14 protein-coding genes are annotated in these 13,769 nt (G+C 40.8%); 11 read left to right on the top strand and 3 right to left on the bottom strand.

Annotated elements, in window-relative coordinates; translation table 11 throughout:
- Positions 1-130 precede the first annotated feature (130 nt).
- Positions 131-1,822: an arginine--tRNA ligase gene (gene argS / locus H7U04_RS10900; RefSeq protein WP_048790892.1), complete on the bottom strand. Its 1,692-nt coding sequence runs from the start codon at positions 1,820-1,822 to the stop codon at positions 131-133.
- 154 nt (positions 1,823-1,976) lie between these two features.
- On the opposite strand from argS, the gene argR reads away from it, so the two are divergent.
- Genes argR through mutS form a run of 3 tightly spaced genes read left to right on the top strand, consistent with a single transcriptional unit; the run spans position 1,977 to position 5,315 of the window.
- Positions 1,977-2,405, top strand: coding sequence for an arginine repressor (gene argR, locus H7U04_RS10895; RefSeq protein WP_170314548.1), 429 nt, complete (start codon positions 1,977-1,979; stop codon positions 2,403-2,405).
- The gene (locus H7U04_RS10890; RefSeq protein WP_110980748.1) at positions 2,405-2,764 is read left to right on the top strand and encodes a YlbF family regulator; all 360 of its coding nucleotides are present in this window, start codon (positions 2,405-2,407) and stop codon (positions 2,762-2,764) included. The genes argR and H7U04_RS10890 overlap by 1 nt, the downstream gene beginning before the upstream one ends.
- Positions 2,757-5,315 carry a DNA mismatch repair protein MutS gene (gene mutS, locus H7U04_RS10885; RefSeq protein ID WP_110980749.1) on the top strand — a complete coding sequence of 853 codons (2,559 nt, stop codon included), beginning with the start codon at positions 2,757-2,759 and terminating at the stop codon, positions 5,313-5,315. The genes H7U04_RS10890 and mutS overlap by 8 nt, the downstream gene beginning before the upstream one ends.
- A gap of 33 nt (positions 5,316-5,348) precedes the next feature.
- On the opposite strand, the gene H7U04_RS10880 is transcribed toward mutS, so the two are convergent.
- Together H7U04_RS10880 and H7U04_RS10875 are read right to left on the bottom strand one after the other, a co-directional pair.
- Complete coding sequence (locus H7U04_RS10880) at positions 5,349-5,804, bottom strand: DUF3021 domain-containing protein (protein ID WP_110980750.1); 456 nt, start codon at positions 5,802-5,804, stop codon at positions 5,349-5,351.
- Positions 5,801-6,238, bottom strand: a complete 438-nt coding sequence (locus tag H7U04_RS10875; protein ID WP_181419164.1) for a LytTR family DNA-binding domain-containing protein — start codon at positions 6,236-6,238, stop codon at positions 5,801-5,803. Before H7U04_RS10875 ends, H7U04_RS10880 begins: the two co-directional genes overlap by 4 nt.
- Positions 6,239-6,416: 178 nt before the next feature.
- On the opposite strand from H7U04_RS10875, the gene H7U04_RS10870 reads away from it, so the two are divergent.
- The 8 genes from H7U04_RS10870 (at position 6,417) to spx (ending at position 13,479) form a co-directional block, all read left to right on the top strand.
- Positions 6,417-6,722 carry a hypothetical protein gene (locus H7U04_RS10870; RefSeq protein ID WP_002886319.1) on the top strand — a complete coding sequence of 102 codons (306 nt, stop codon included), beginning with the start codon at positions 6,417-6,419 and terminating at the stop codon, positions 6,720-6,722.
- Positions 6,723-6,771: 49 nt separating this feature from the next.
- Positions 6,772-8,709 (top strand): DNA mismatch repair endonuclease MutL, encoded by a 1,938-nt coding sequence (mutL, locus tag H7U04_RS10865; protein WP_156685502.1) that lies wholly within the window; start codon positions 6,772-6,774, stop codon positions 8,707-8,709.
- Positions 8,710-8,839: 130 nt separating this feature from the next.
- Complete coding sequence (locus tag H7U04_RS10860) at positions 8,840-9,061, top strand: hypothetical protein (RefSeq protein ID WP_037597288.1); 222 nt, start codon at positions 8,840-8,842, stop codon at positions 9,059-9,061.
- Between the two features lie 156 nt (positions 9,062-9,217).
- On the top strand, positions 9,218-9,808 hold the full coding sequence (gene ruvA / locus H7U04_RS10855) for a Holliday junction branch migration protein RuvA (RefSeq protein WP_037599413.1): 591 nt from the start codon (positions 9,218-9,220) through the stop codon (positions 9,806-9,808).
- 8 nt (positions 9,809-9,816) lie between these two features.
- Positions 9,817-10,371 (top strand): DNA-3-methyladenine glycosylase I, encoded by a 555-nt coding sequence (locus H7U04_RS10850; RefSeq protein WP_145517477.1) that lies wholly within the window; start codon positions 9,817-9,819, stop codon positions 10,369-10,371.
- Between the two features lie 96 nt (positions 10,372-10,467).
- Positions 10,468-11,733: a competence/damage-inducible protein A gene (locus H7U04_RS10845; protein ID WP_156685504.1), complete on the top strand. Its 1,266-nt coding sequence runs from the start codon at positions 10,468-10,470 to the stop codon at positions 11,731-11,733.
- A 40-nt stretch (positions 11,734-11,773) separates the two neighbouring features.
- The gene (gene recA, locus H7U04_RS10840; protein WP_002889600.1) at positions 11,774-12,913 is read left to right on the top strand and encodes a recombinase RecA; all 1,140 of its coding nucleotides are present in this window, start codon (positions 11,774-11,776) and stop codon (positions 12,911-12,913) included.
- A gap of 167 nt (positions 12,914-13,080) precedes the next feature.
- Positions 13,081-13,479, top strand: coding sequence for a transcriptional regulator Spx (spx, locus tag H7U04_RS10835; RefSeq protein ID WP_002886328.1), 399 nt, complete (start codon positions 13,081-13,083; stop codon positions 13,477-13,479).
- Positions 13,480-13,769: the final 290 nt, after the last annotated feature.

The raw sequence follows: 13,769 nt of genomic DNA, 5'->3' as shown, positions 1-13,769 counted from the left end.
GGGAAACCATTCGGTAGGCCTTTAGGCCTCGGCCGGTAGCAGAGGCTTTCAGCCGAAGAGCAAGCCACCCGTTCTCACGGGTGGTTTTGACTGGCAATTAAAAAACGCCCTTAGGCGTTTTAAATATGGCTTACATCTCGTCTGGAGCTTCAACACCGAGAAGGCGAAGGGCTTCTTTGAGAACTGTTGCTGTTGCGTAGCAAAGAGCTAAACGGCTGTCACGTTCTGGGCTTTCGTCCAAGATACGTGTGTGTGCATAGTATTTGTTAAAGGCTTGAGCCAAGCTGATAGCAAATTTAGCAACGATAGATGGCTCAAAGTTGTCTGATGCACGGTTGATGATACGTGGGAAGTCTTGGATGAGTTTGATGATTTCCCAGCTTTCAACGTCGTTTAGGCTGTATGTAGCATCTGCAGATGGCGTGAAGTTAGCCTTGCGCAAGATAGATTGGATACGAGCGTGTGCATATTGAACGTAAGGTCCAGTTTCTCCCTCGAAGGATACCATGGCATCAAGGTCGAAGTCGTAACCATTCATACGATCTGTTTTAAGGTCGTAGAACTTGATAGCTCCGACACCGACAGCATGAGCAACAGCTTCCTTGTTAGGCAAGTTTGGATTCTTAGCTTCGATTTGAGCCTGGGCACGGTTAACAGCTTCAGCGATTGTTGGCTCAAGCAAGATAACGTTACCTTTACGAGTTGACAATTTCTTACCGTTCTTAGTTACAAGACCAAAGGCAACGTGAGTCATGTCGTCAGACCAGTCGTAGCCCATTTCTTTAAGAACAGCTTTCAACTGTTTGAAGTGAGCAGATTGTTCATTACCAACCACATAGATGGCTTTGGCAAAGTCGTAAGTACGTTTACGGTAGAGGGCAGCAGCCAAGTCACGTGTGATGTAAAGTGTCGCACCATCTGATTTTTTGATGAGGGCTGGGTGTTCGATACCGTATTTTTCAAGGTTAACCACTTGGGCACCTTGAGATTCTTGGAGAAGTCCTTTTTCTGTCAAGATGTCAACGACTTCATCCATCTTATCATTGTAGAAGGCTTCACCGTTGTAGCTATCAAAAGAAACACCGAGTTCATCGTAAAGACGGTTGAATTCCACCAAGCTTTCGTCACGGAACCATTGCCAAAGGGCAGTTGCTTCCTCGTCACCAGCTTCCAATTTGCGGAACCATTCACGAGCTTCTTTGTCTACAGATGGGTCTTCTTCAGCTTCGGCATTGATACGCACATAAAGTTGAAGGAGTTCGTTGATAGGGTTAGCTTTGACAGCTTCCTCGCTACCCCATTTCTTATAGGCAACAATCAGCATACCAAACTGTTTACCCCAGTCACCCAAGTGGTTGATGCGGACTGGTTTGTAGCCTTGTTTAGCTACGATGTTGGCAAGAGCATCAGCGATAACTGTTGAACGCAAGTGACCGATAGAGAAAGGTTTAGCGATGTTAGGACTAGACATATCAAAGGCGATGTTACGTCCGTGACCGATGTTTTGGTCAGCGTAGTGGCTGCCTTGAGCGATAACTTGTCCAAGAACGTCCGCTGAGATTTTTGATTTATCAAGGAAGAAGTTGATATAAGGACCAACAGCTTCAACTTTTTCAAAGTTTGAGGCATCGATTTTTTCAGCGATGTCTGCTGCAATCATCTGAGGAGCCTTGCGCAAGACTTTAGCCAATGAGAAGGCAGGAAAGGCGAGGTCCCCCATGTCAGCATTTTTAGGGGTTTCAAGCAGATTTTGAATGTTTTCTTGTTCCAATTCGGGAACAACTTTGGCAATTTCTGCTGCAATGAGTTCTTTAGTATTCATAGGTACTCCATTTCAAATCTTGTCATTCATACCTATTTTACCATTATTTTAGTTAATAGGGTAGGGACAAGAAAGCATCTATTAGGAAGTATTTCATGAAAAAATACAAAAATTCTGTTATAATATGCAAAGAATATACATAAAAAGAGGAAAGATAATGAAGAGAGATCGTCAAGCTGTTATCAAACAGATGATTTCAAGAGATAAGATTGGGACACAAGAGGAAATTAAGCAACGCTTAGAGGCGGAAGGCATCACGGTTACTCAGGCTACCTTATCACGTGACTTGCGTGAGATTGGCCTCTTGAAGCTTCGTGATGAAGAAGGCAGACTCTACTATAGTTTGTCTGAGCATGTGCTTCCAAGTTTGGACCCTACGGTTAAGGACTATGTCAAATCAGTTTCCCGTGCTCAGTTTATGCTGGTTCTCCATACAGAATTGGGTGAAGCAGATGTTTTGGCTAACCTGATTGATAGTGACGGCAATCCTGAAATTTTAGGAACTGTTGCTGGCGCAGATACTCTATTGGTAATCTGTAAGGATGCTGTGGTTGCTGAAAAATTGGAAAGCGAGTTTCACTGATGAAGACTCCTCATCAGGATCTCCAAAAAGCTAAAGAAGAGTTAATCGACCTCCTCAAACACCATGAGGCGGTTCTTGCTTTTCAAGAGGCTGAGAAAGCTATCAAGCAGGTGCCACAAATCAGTCATCTGGCTGGACAGATGAAGGCTTACCAACAAGAAGCAGTACTTTTTCAAAAAATTGAGAAACAACGTGCCTATGAGGAGGCAGGTGAGCAGGCGGATTTGATTCAACATGAGTTGGAAAATTTGCCCATTGTTCAGGACTACCGTCAAAAAATGCAAGATGCCAGTGACTTGATCCAATATGTGACCAAGTCTATCGAAGAAAGGATTAACGAGGAGTTAAGACATGGCTAAGGAAAAAATATCTCCAGGAATGCAGCAGTATTTGGATATCAAGGAAAATTATCCAGATGCTTTTTTGCTCTTTCGTATGGGTGATTTTTACGAATTATTTTACGAAGATGCTGTTAAGGCTGCCCAGATTTTGGAAATTAGTCTAACCAGTCGTAATAAGAACGCCGATAATCCCATTCCTATGGCGGGTGTACCTTATCACTCAGCTCAAGCTTATATTGATGTCTTGGTTGAGATGGGCTACAAGGTAGCCATTGCTGAGCAGATGGAGGATCCTAAACAGGCTGTTGGCGTGGTTAAGCGTGAGGTGGTTCAGGTTATCACCCCAGGTACAGTGGTTGACAGCTCTAAACCTGATAATGCTAATAATTTCTTGGTGGCCATTGACAAGGCTGGAAGTCGTTTTGGTCTGGCCTATATGGATGTGTCAACGGGTGAATTTTTTGCGACAGAGTTGGACGATTTCAGTTCAGTTTGTAGTGAAATTCAGAACCTTAAGGCACGTGAAGTAGTGGTTGGTTACGATTTACCCGAAGCTGATGAACAAATTTTGGTGAAGCAACTCAACCTTCTACTTTCCAAGGAAACAGTGGTTTACGATGATGTCCACTTGATTGACACTAGCTTGACAGATTTGGAAAGCAGTGTAGCGGGTAAACTTCTCCAGTATGTGCACCGTACTCAGATGCGTGAGCTCAGCCATTTACAAAAGGCTCAGCACTATGAGATTAAGGATTACTTGCAGATGTCCTATGCGACCAAGTCGAGTTTGGATTTACTGGAAAATGCTAGAACAGGCAAGAAACACGGTTCTCTTTTCTGGCTCTTGGATGAAACCAAGACAGCTATGGGAATGCGTCTCTTACGTACTTGGATTGATAGACCTTTAGTGAATCAGGCTGCAATCGTGGAGCGTCAGAATATTATTCAAGTTTTCTTGGACAATTTCTTCGAGCGTAGTGATCTGACTGAGAGTCTTAAAGGGGTTTACGATATTGAGCGCTTGGCTAGTCGTGTTTCCTTCGGAAAGGCTAACCCTAAAGATTTGATTCAGCTAGGTCATACCCTAGCTCAGGTTCCAGTAATTAAGGCGATTTTGGAGTCTTTTGATGACGAGGCCTTGTCACGTCTTTTACAAGAGTTAGATGCTCTGCCAGAATTAGAGAGTCTGATTCGGTCGGCTATTGATCCCGATGCTCCTGCAACCATTACAGAAGGTGGTATTATCCGTGCTGGTTTTGATGAGACCTTGGACAAGTATCGCAAGGTGATGAGCGAGGGGACGTCATGGATTGCAGACATCGAAGCCAAGGAACGTGAAGCGTCTGGTATTACAACACTAAAAATTGATTATAACCGTAAAGATGGTTATTACTTCCATGTGACCAACTCTAACCTTAGCTTGGTTCCTGACCATTTCTTCCGCAAGGCAACCCTGAAAAATTCAGAGCGTTTTGGAACTGCTGAGTTGGCTAAGATTGAAGGTGAAATGCTAGAGGCACGTGAAAAGTCATCAACGCTAGAGTATGATATTTTCATGCGTGTCCGTGAGCAGGTGGAACGCTATATTGATCGTTTGCAATCTTTGGCTAAGGCTATTGCGACAGTCGATGTGCTTCAGAGTTTGGCAGTTACAGCAGAGACTAATCATTATGTTCGTCCTGTGTTCAATGATGAGCATCGTATCGTTATTGATCAAGGCCGTCATGCGGTGGTTGAGAAGGTTATGGGTGTTCAGGAATACATTCCAAACACGATTACCTTTGACAGTCAGACCAATGTTCAGCTCATCACAGGACCAAACATGAGTGGTAAATCTACTTATATGCGTCAGTTGGCCTTGTCAGTTGTTATGGCTCAGATGGGCTCTTACGTGCCAGCAGATAGTATTGATTTGCCAGTTTTTGACGCCATCTATACACGTATTGGTGCTGCAGATGACCTGATTTCAGGTCAGTCAACCTTCATGGTTGAGATGATGGAGGCTAACCAGGCCATTAAGCGGGCGACACCTAATTCCTTGATTATTTTTGATGAGTTGGGACGTGGGACAGCCACCTATGATGGTATGGCTTTGGCCCAGTCTATCATTGAGTTTATTCATGACAAGGTGGGGGCTAAAACCATGTTTGCTACCCATTATCATGAGTTGACAGCCCTGTCAAATACTTTGACACACCTTGTCAACGTTCATGTGGCGACACTTGAAAAGGACGGAGAGGTGACTTTCCTTCACAAGATTGTCGATGGCCCAGCCGATAAATCTTATGGTATTCATGTGGCTAAGATTGCAGGTTTACCAGCAGATTTACTGGAACGTGCTGACACCATCTTGACACAACTAGAGGGCGAGACAGTTACCATCCAACCTCAGGAAAAGGTATCGCCTCAAGAGAAGCCTGCCACTGAAACGCATATCAACGAGCAAATCTCTCTCTTTGATGATTTTACTGAAAATCCGGTTCTTCAAGAGTTACGTGATTTGGACATTTACAATATGACACCGATGCAAGTCATGATGGCTGTAGCAGATTTAAAACAGAAACTATAAAAGAAGCTTGTCGATTGACAGGCTTCTTGTCTTTTATAGGTGTTTCAATTCTTGGTTGAGTTGTTCAATATCCTTTTTCATTTTCCAATAAGAGAAGACCCAAACGAGGAGATAGATAAGGCTGAATTCAATGACTAGCTCCAAGTAGAAAGTTAAACGTAGAGGGAACCATCCGCTGAGGGTAGCTAGTGGAATGAAACCTAGACAGGTTAAGGCGTAGTGAGTGAGGGTTGTACGAAGCAAACTCCATTCAGCCTTACGGAAAATATAACTAGCGACTTCAAAGAGGATACCGATAGCAAACCAAGTGATGAGGCAGTAGGCCAATACCAAAGATCCGTGAACCTGATGTGACGTCATCCATTGTCCAATAGCTGAATGAGGATTAAGAGGCATGTAGCTTGGTGCCCAGATAAGAGACATAATCATGGATACGACAAGTCCGATAAGGATGCCTTTTGTGCCTGATTTAAAAAGTTGCTTTTTCATTGTAATTTCTCCTTTATTGCTTTGAGGTAACGGCGTGATGAGTAGGTGGTTTCCTTGTTTTTTAGGTGAATTTCAACGAGGCCATTAGGGGTAATGTTGAAGCGTTTAATTTCTTTAAGGTTGACAATCTCTGATTGTGAGATTTTGATAAAGTAAGATGGCAGTTTTTCTAAAACTTGATAGAGACGTAAGCCTAAGTGGTAATCTCCTTGAATAGTTTCAGCTAGAACTTGGCGATTTTCGATGTAAATTCTGGAAATAGCATTAGACTCGATGAGATAAGTTTCGCCATCTTTTTTTCCTCTGAGTCGTTGGTTATCATCCAAAGATTCGACAAACTCGACAACTTGTTGAATCTTGGGCGTCCGACTAGGTGCCTGAATCTGCAACATTTCTTCTTGAAATACTGAGTCAATCTGAACTTTTATTTTCATAACTATCCTTTCTTATTGGTAATTGAGGAGGCCTCCTCCCTTTCACACCTTTATTAAACACTATTTACTAGTCCACAGCAATAGCGTTTGTCTATGTGGTCCTGTATGGTGTCTAAGTGGTTGAAAATATTTTCGAAAACCCCTATACTTAATGAAAACGTACTGACGAGGTAATCACATGAAATCTATAATGAAATGGCTAGCAGGAATTTTTCTTGCCTGCAGTCTGATTTTGAGCTTTTTTACACCTTTTGAAAAGGCACTAACACTGAACTTGCTTTTACTTTATTTCTTTGTTAAGCAGTTTATGGATTCGACAAGTTCACCCAAAACCTACCAATGGATTTTCCAAGTCATCTACCTCTTGATTTTTTCTGGGCTCATTTGGTTCAACCTTCGTCATGGGGATATGATTGTTATAGCCACAGCCTTATCTTGGCTAACAGTTGTGTGTGAGTTATGGCTTTATAGGAAGCATCAGTAACAGTTAGAAACATTGTTCTCTCAACCTTTTAGAAGGGAAAATAATAATTATGCCAAAAATCATCGAATTGCCTGAGGTGTTAGCCAACCAGATTGCTGCTGGTGAGGTCGTAGAGCGTCCAGCTAGTGTTGTCAAAGAGTTAGTGGAAAATGCTATTGATGCAGGCAGCACCCAGATTACTATTGAAGTTGAAGAATCAGGCCTCTCAAAAATTCAAATTACAGACAATGGCGAAGGAATGGCTCAAGCTGATGTAGCCATGAGTTTGCGCCGTCATGCAACAAGTAAAATCAAAAATCAAGGAGACCTCTTTCGTATTCGAACTCTTGGTTTTCGAGGTGAGGCCCTGCCATCGATAGCTTCTATCAGTCATCTTACCATTGTGACGGCGGCTGATGGAGAAGCCTATGGGACTAAACTGGTTGCCAAGGGTGGGGAAATTGAGAGTCAGGATCCTATTTCAACACCAGTTGGAACAAAGATTACCGTTGAAAACTTATTTTATAATACCCCTGCTCGTCTCAAGTATATGAAGAGTTTACAGGCCGAGTTGGCTCATATTGTCGATGTTGTCAATCGTCTGAGTCTAGCTCATCCCGAAGTTGCCTTCACCTTGCTTAATGACGGTCGTCAGTTGACACAGACCTCAGGTACTGGAGACCTCCGTCAAGCTATTGCCGGGATTTATGGTTTGACAACGGCTAAAAAAATGGTGGAAATTTCAAATTCTGACCTTGATTTTGAAGTTTCTGGCTATGTCAGCCTTCCTGAATTAACTCGTGCAAATCGTAACTACATCACAATTCTCATTAACGGACGCTATATAAAAAACTTCCTGCTTAACCGTTCTATTTTTGATGGTTATGGTTCTAAACTCATGGTAGGACGCTTCCCTATTGCGGTTATTGATATTCAAATTGATCCCTATTTGGCTGATGTCAATGTTCACCCAACAAAACAGGAAGTACGTATCTCTAAAGAAAAGGAGCTTATGGCCCTCATCAGCTCTGCCATTGCTCAAAGTCTTAGAGAGCAGGATTTAATTCCAGATGCCCTTGAAAATTTAGCCAAGTCAAGTACTAGAGGTGCAACTAAGCCAGTTCAGACGAGTCTCCCACTCAAACAGACCAATCTTTACTATGATAGCAGTCGTAATGATTTCTTTGTCAAACCAGAGACAGTCCAAGAGGATATCAAACCACTCGTGTCAGAGTCTCCAGTTTCATCGGTAGAAAACAAACCGCAACCTTCTGTTAAACAAGCACAACGTTCAGCAGATGAAAGTGATAGTGAACACGAAAAACTTGATTATAAAAACAAGTCGAAAATGAAGCGCATGCTTGAAAATCTGGACAATGAGGAAACCTCAACCTTCCCTGAGTTGGAGTTTTTTGGTCAAATGCATGGAACCTATCTCTTTGCTCAAGGACAAGGTGGACTTTACATCATTGACCAGCATGCTGCCCAAGAACGTGTCAAGTATGAGTACTATCGCGAAAAGATTGGTGAGGTTGACAGTAGTTTACAACAGCTCTTGGTTCCCTATCTCTTTGAATTTTCAGGGGCAGATTACATTAGTTTACAAGAAAAAATGCCTCTTCTTAACCAGGTTGGTATCTATTTGGAGCCTTATGGGAATAACACCTTCATTCTTCGTGAACATCCTATCTGGATGAAGGAAGAAGAGATTGAATCTGCAGTCTATGAGATGTGCGACATGCTTCTTTTGACGAATGAAGTGTCTGTCAAAACCTACCGTGCTGAGTTAGCCATCATGATGAGTTGTAAACGTTCAATCAAGGCGAATCATGCTCTCGATGATTACTCTGCGCGTGACCTTCTAGTACAGCTTGCACAGTGTAAAAACCCCTATAATTGCCCCCACGGACGTCCTGTACTTGTCAACTTTACAAAATCTGATATGGAAAAAATGTTCCGTCGAATTCAAGAAAATCATACCAGTCTACGTGACCTAGGGAAGTATTAAAACTTTTTTTCGTCTTACTTTACGAATAGGAATGTTAGATTTATAATAGTGGTGAAGACAAGGGATCTTCTAATGTTTTAGCACATCATTGTAGGATGATTGACTGATTTTTAAGTTAGGAGGTAGAGTGATGAGACACCTAACAAAAACTAATAAACACTTTTTACTTGTTGGCTTAACATTTTTAGCGACTAGCTTGATTTTCTATATTTTGGCTTGGTTAGGTCGACCAAGTTTGGAGAATGCCCTAGTAAATGTTTCTAGCATTGCCTTTACTTTAGGCGTTGTAACATATATTCTATTAGGTCTAAAGATGATTACAGATACTTTAAAGACGAGTAGTCATCCTTAAAATGGAGCAAACAGAATCCACTTTCGAGTGGATTTTTTGTTACAATAGTACAGCAGTGCTTGAGATGACAAATAAACACTCAAGACAATTATCTTATAAGTATAAAATAACAAAGCAATCCATTGAAGATACTAACGAGAAAGGAAATCACACGCTATGTATGATTACATCAAGGGAACTCTAGTGAAAATTACTGCCAAGTATATTGTTATAGAAGCAAACGGCCTAGGTTATATTGTCACTGTAGCGAACCCATATAGTTTTTCTGACCAGATGAATCAGACTATCCAAGTTTACCTTCATCAGGTTATTAGGGATGACGCCCACCTTCTTTTTGGTTTCCATACTGAAGATGAAAAAGAAGTCTTCCTTAAGCTTATTTCAGTTTCTGGAATAGGTCCGACGACTGCTCTAGCCATTGTTGCTGTAGATGATAATCAAGGCTTGGTGGCTGCCATTGATAATAGTGACATCAAGTACCTGATGAAGTTTCCAAAGATTGGTAAAAAGACAGCCCAGCAAATGGTTTTGGACTTGGCAGGGAAATTTGCAGAGTTACCAACAGAAACGACCAAGACGACACCAAGTCAACCTGAAGGAAATCATCAGTTGGATGAGGCTATGGAAGCTTTGCTTGCTCTAGGTTATAAAGCTGCAGAACTTAAGAAAATCAAAGCCTTCTTCGAAGGTACTAATGAAACGGCAGAGCAATACATTAAATCAGCTCTTAAGATGTTGATGAAATGAGGTAAGCAATGGTCAATCGTTGTCGTTGGGTTCCAACAAACAATAAATTATATTGTGATTATCATGACAAGGAGTGGGGAAAGCCTATTGGTGACGATCAAAAACTTTTTGAGCTACTTTGCTTAGAAAGTTATCAGTCAGGACTTTCTTGGTTAACTGTTTTAAATAAACGTCAGGCCTTTAATCGTGTTTTTCATAACTATGATATTGAGCGTGTTGCCCAGTTTAGCCTAAGTGAACTTGAAGAAGCGCTTCAAAATCCGGATATTATTCGTCACAAACTTAAGCTAGAAGCAACCGTAAATAATGCCAAACAAGTACTAAAACTCCAAGATGAATTTGGCTCCTTGTCCCATTATTTTTGGCAGTTCTTTGACGGAAAGCCCTTGGTAAATAATGTTCCCACATATAAGGACGTCCCATCATCGACTGATTTATCCCAACAGATTGCCAAAAATCTAAAAAAGAGAGGGTTCAAATTTTTAGGACCGACTACTATATATTCATTTTTACAAGCCGCAGGATTTGTGAATGATCATGAAAATAACTGTGACTTCAAATAAATGAGTGGATTTGATTGACAAGACGAGGAAAACATGTTAGTTTATAAACGAACGTGTTTTTGAGATTATTTTACGAATAGTAATATAGGTGAACCAATGAAAGCTGAATTGATTGCAGTAGGAACCGAAATCCTAACCGGGCAAATCACCAATACCAATGCCCAATTTTTATCTGAGAAACTAGCTGAACTAGGAATCGATGTATATTTTCACACCGCAGTAGGTGATAATGAAAACCGCCTACTCTCAGTTCTTGATCAGGCTAGTCAACGTAGTGATTTAGTTATTCTTTGTGGTGGACTTGGCCCTACTGAGGATGACTTAACCAAGCAAACCCTAGCTAAGTTCTTAGGAAAAAAACTTGTTTTTGATGAGGAGGCAAGTAAAAAGCTGGACAGTTTCTTTGCTACTCGCCCTAAACACACACGAACGCCTAATAATGAACGTCAAGCGCAAATTGTTGAGGGGGCTATCCCCTTGCAAAATCCTACAGGTCTTGCAGTTGGAGGCGTCATTACTGCTCAAGGGGTGACCTATGTAGTCTTACCTGGTCCACCAAGTGAACTCAAACCTATGGTGAATCAGGAACTTGTTCCAGCACTTACTGAGAATCACGCAAGTCTTTATTCGAGAGTCCTAAGATTCTTTGGCGTTGGAGAAAGTCAATTGGTGACTATTCTGAAGGATTTTATTGTTAACCAAACAGATCCAACCATAGCTCCATACGCTAAAGTGGGGGAAGTAACACTTCGCTTGTCTACAAAGGCTTCTTCACGAGAAGAAGCAGATCAAAAACTAGATGTTTTAGAAAAACAAATTCGTTCTACTAAAACTCTAGATGGCAAATCCTTATCTGATTTTATTTATGGGTATGGAGAGTCTAATAGTTTAGCCTTTGAAGCTTTTCGTTTGCTTAAGAACCATGGCAAGACTATCACTGCAGCTGAAAGCCTAACAGCAGGTTTATTTCAGGCTAGTATTGCTGATTTTTCAGGAGCCTCACAAGTATTTAAAGGCGGCTTTGTTACTTACAGCATTGAAGAAAAATCTAAAATGTTGGATATTCCCTTGTCGCAACTAGAAGAACATGGTGTTGTCAGTCATTTTACTGCAGAAAAAATGGCTGAAGGTGCCCGAGCTAAAACAGATAGCGATTACGGAATTGCACTTACCGGTGTAGCTGGACCAGATTCATTAGAAGGACACCCAGCAGGTACAGTATTTATTGGTATTGCTGATAGGAATCAAGTAAGGTCAATCAAGGTTGTTATAGGTGGAAGAAGTCGTTCTGACGTTAGATATATTAGTACCCTCTATGCCTTTAACCTAGTTCGCCAAGCTTTATTACAAGAGACAACTTGATTTAAGTTTGTCTTTAACTATAGAAAGAAGAGGAAAATAAGTGGCTAAGAAAACAAAGAAAACAGAAGAAATTACAAAGAAATTTGGAGATGAGCGTCGTAAAGCACTTGATGATGCTTTGAAGAATATTGAAAAAGATTTTGGTAAGGGTGCAGTTATGCGTCTTGGTGAGCGTGCAGAGCAGAAGGTTCAGGTTATGAGCTCAGGCTCGCTAGCTTTGGATATTGCTCTTGGTGCAGGTGGTTATCCTAAAGGTCGTATTATCGAAATTTACGGACCAGAATCATCAGGTAAAACGACTGTAGCCCTCCATGCTGTTGCTCAGACGCAAAAAGAAGGCGGAATCGCTGCCTTTATCGATGCAGAGCATGCCCTTGACCCTGCTTATGCGGCAGCACTAGGTGTTAATATCGATGAGCTTCTTTTGTCACAACCTGATTCAGGTGAGCAAGGTCTCGAAATTGCAGGTAAGCTGATTGACTCTGGTGCAGTTGATTTGGTTGTTGTTGACTCAGTTGCGGCCTTGGTACCACGTGCAGAAATTGATGGAGATATTGGTGACAGTCATGTTGGGCTTCAAGCGCGTATGATGAGTCAAGCCATGCGTAAGCTATCTGCATCTATTAATAAAACAAAAACAATTGCTATCTTCATTAACCAATTGCGTGAAAAAGTTGGTATTATGTTTGGTAATCCAGAAACAACACCTGGTGGACGTGCTCTGAAATTCTATGCATCAGTACGTCTTGATGTACGTGGAAATACGCAAATCAAAGGGACTGGTGATAAAAAAGACCAAAATGTTGGTAAGGAAACTAAAATCAAGGTTGTCAAAAATAAGGTTGCTCCACCATTTAAAGAAGCCTTTGTCGAAATTATGTATGGTGAAGGGATTTCACAAACAGGTGAGCTTGTAAAAATCGCTAGTGATTTAGGAATTATTCAAAAAGCCGGAGCATGGTTCTCATATAATGGAGAGAAGATTGGTCAAGGATCTGAAAATGCTAAAAAATATTTGGCAGATCATCCAGATATTTTTGAAGAAATTGATCATAAAGTACGTGTACACTATGGTTTGATTGAACCAGATGAAGAGGATAGTGTTGAAGAAGCACAAGTTGAAGAAACGTCTGATGAACTTGTTTTGGACCTTGATTCAACCATTGAAATTGAAGAATAAGTGTAAAAGAGCCGAAGAGCTCTTTTTCTCTTTGATTTAATCTAAGTAAAAAAATCTATGATAATTGAAAAAGTCCCCTTAGATTCAAAATAGGTCGCTAGACCGATTTCTTAAACTAAGGACAATGATAAGATAATAGTATCATGTGACAGAAAGAGAGAATTAACATGATTAAGATTTATACAATCTCAAGTTGTACAAGTTGTAAAAAAGCAAAAACATGGTTGAACAACCATCAACTTCCTTATAAAGAACAAAACCTTGGTAAAGAACCACTTACAAAAGAAGAAATCTTAAACATCCTATCAAAAACAGAGAATGGTGTTGAGAGCATTGTTTCATCAAAAAATCGCTATGCTAAAGCTCTAAATTGTGATATCGACGAGCTCAGTGTTAGTGAAGTGATTGATTTGATTCAAGAAAACCCAAGAATCTTGAAAAGTCCAATCTTAATTGATGATAAGAGATTGCAAGTGGGTTATAAAGAAGATGACATCCGTGCGTTCTTACCGCGCTCAATACGAAATGTCGAAAATTCACAAGCACGCATGCGAGCAGCTCTATAAAAAATGAAAAAAGGAGATACTAGAGATCTTCTTTTTGCTTTCACTTATTGCATAGAAAATAAGTATTGACATTGGTTCACAAACTTGATAGACTAATAAAGTCTCAAGGAAATTGTTCATTGACTGAAAAAGTTTGAAAAAACTTTAAAAAAGTTATTGACAAGATAAGTCAGAGATGATATTATAAATAAGCTGTTTCGGAAGAGACGGCGAACACGAGAAGTGAAAAAACTTCAAAAAAAGTGTTGACAAGCTATTCTAGATTTGCTAGAATATAGGAGTTGTCTTAA

It is taken from the genome of Streptococcus sp. 22.1, from assembly GCF_016648645.1.
Classification (GTDB): Bacteria; Bacillota; Bacilli; order Lactobacillales; family Streptococcaceae; genus Streptococcus.
The sequence above is the reverse complement of the archived record's forward strand: the minus strand, read 5'-3'. Positions and strand labels throughout refer to the sequence as shown.